Genomic DNA, 1,940 nt, shown 5'->3' with positions numbered 1-1,940 from the left:
CCCTTAGACATTGTTCTGAATGATGGGCAATATGTGCCAGTTACAGCTTTGTTTCCGAGGATTTTTTCAATCGTCGATGGATTCCATATGCCTGGATTTCCTGTCAGCGTTTGAGTTTTTTTATCATTAAGAATTTTTGTAATTCCATTCAGTGAATGGCCTTTTAAACGTAGTTTGAAAATATATTTAATAGTCTTGGCGTGTTGAGGTAAAACTTCAAACCCCCCTCCATCTTCTGTTGCTTTTAACCATCTAGGGCATGATCGTGTTAAAAGCTTTCCATTCTTTTCCGCGTCCTCTCTTTTTTTCTGCCAGACAGACCGCATACGCTTAGACTTAATCTCACTCTCCTCGTTAGCGCGTTGTGCAATCAAAATAGCTTTAATTAGAACATAAGGATCATCCAGTGATTCCTCATTGTAATGCGTCTGATCAGATAAAGTTACAACTTCGACTCCCGCTTTTAAAATATGCCGTAGCCGTTCAGTAGCGTCACCTATTTTTTCTCTTGAAAGTCGGTCAAGACTCTCAACCAGCAAAACTGTACCTTTTTTGATGAAACCATGTTCGATTGCATCAAGAAAGTCTGATAGAGCGCCACGAAGAGCATTTACTCCATTAAAAGCGCTGAGCCCCAAGTCTTGGTAAGTCAGATTATCTAACTCATATTCAGGATTTTGGGCTATCCATTCATCAATTAGCTGATTCTGACGTCGGAGTGAATCACCATATTGCTGAATTGGCGCGGAGAATCGAATGTATGCAATGGCTTCTTTTTCATATCATAGCCCCTCTGTAATCTGAAAAGATACTCTCACGCCATAGACGTGAGTAATGTGAGTGCGCTCAATTTTTGAACACAATGATAAACTGCTAAGCGTATGGATGTAGATGCGTAGCAGTGTTATAGCTTGTAGGGAAGATAGATAATTTCATATTTCTATGAAGGTTAGTGACAAAATTTCCGCAGCTTGCACCCTGCAGGTATTCTCTCACTGTCGTTTCGTGCATCAACGTATAGTTTCTATTAACTCCGGTCCTTGATTTCCAACATTCCCAACGGCACGTGTTACGGCGTGCCATATAAATTTTTCAGCCGGCACGGCACCGTCGACTGCAATTTCCGCAGCTTCTTTCCCTCCAACATCCTGCCTCATCCATTCGCGAGCTGCATCTGGCGATAGTACTAGCGGTCGCCTGTCGTGAATATCAAGCAGTCCTTTGTCAGCTGCAGCTGTAACTATCAGAAAACCTTCTGCTTCATCACCTCGTTCAAATGGTGTGCTGCCAATTGCCGCTATGAATATTGGCTGACCATCGGTCCGATGAATGAAGTAGGGCTGTTTATTATCGCCTTCCTTTTTCCACTCGTACCAACCATCAGCAAAGCAAATTGCGCGGCCATGCTGCCAGAGCGGTTTAAACATTCTGCTGGTGGCCGCAGTTTCAGACCTTGCGTTAATTAGCGGTGTTTTATCCCACCACCCAGGGGCGTATCCCCAGATAACTGGATCAAGATGCAGTTGTTCATCACGTTCACTCAGAAGCAGAACTTTGGTGCCTGGCGCTACGTTGAAACGCCCGATGGGTTCTGGATCGTATGGAATATCGCGCTCAGCTTCATCTGAGAGCAGGGCGAGATAGTCTTCACGTGTCATTGACTGTGAAAAGCGTCCACACATAGAAACCTCCAGTTAACTGTCAGACTGAAAGTATAGGATATTGGTTAGTACGAGAGTATTTGAACCGCCACACCACTAATATTCCATTACGTCTTGCTACCTTTTCGAGGCTGTTATATGGGCGATAAACCACTACCCATTGTTACTTTTTTGGGGGCAAATTTGGGGGCAAAAATCAGTTAGGGGCATGATTTGGGGCGATGAAATGACTCATATTGCCTGTGATTGTCTAAATTCATTTTTTACTAACTGATTGAT

At 43.5% G+C, this 1,940-nt stretch carries 2 protein-coding genes; both read right to left on the bottom strand.

Annotation, left to right across the window (positions count from 1 at the left end; translation table 11 throughout):
* A partial coding sequence (locus NNO02_RS23140) for a recombinase family protein (RefSeq protein WP_271455864.1) occupies positions 1 to 740 on the bottom strand: 740 nt, incomplete at its 3' end.
* Between the two features lie 270 nt (positions 741 to 1,010).
* Positions 1,011 to 1,682 carry an SOS response-associated peptidase gene (locus NNO02_RS23135; protein WP_271455863.1) on the bottom strand — a complete coding sequence of 224 codons (672 nt, stop codon included), beginning with the start codon at positions 1,680 to 1,682 and terminating at the stop codon, positions 1,011 to 1,013.
* Positions 1,683 to 1,940: the final 258 nt, after the last annotated feature.

The sequence above is a fragment of the Citrobacter sp. Awk 2 genome (assembly GCF_028069815.1).
Classification (GTDB): domain Bacteria; phylum Pseudomonadota; class Gammaproteobacteria; order Enterobacterales; family Enterobacteriaceae; genus Citrobacter.
The sequence above is the reverse complement of the archived record's forward strand: the minus strand, read 5'-3'. Positions and strand labels throughout refer to the sequence as shown.

Coding starts and splice junctions, on each gene's coding strand:
- NNO02_RS23135 (WP_271455863.1), bottom strand. CDS start 1,682: ATGTGTGGACGCTTTTCACAGTCAATGACACGTGAAGACTATCTCGCC.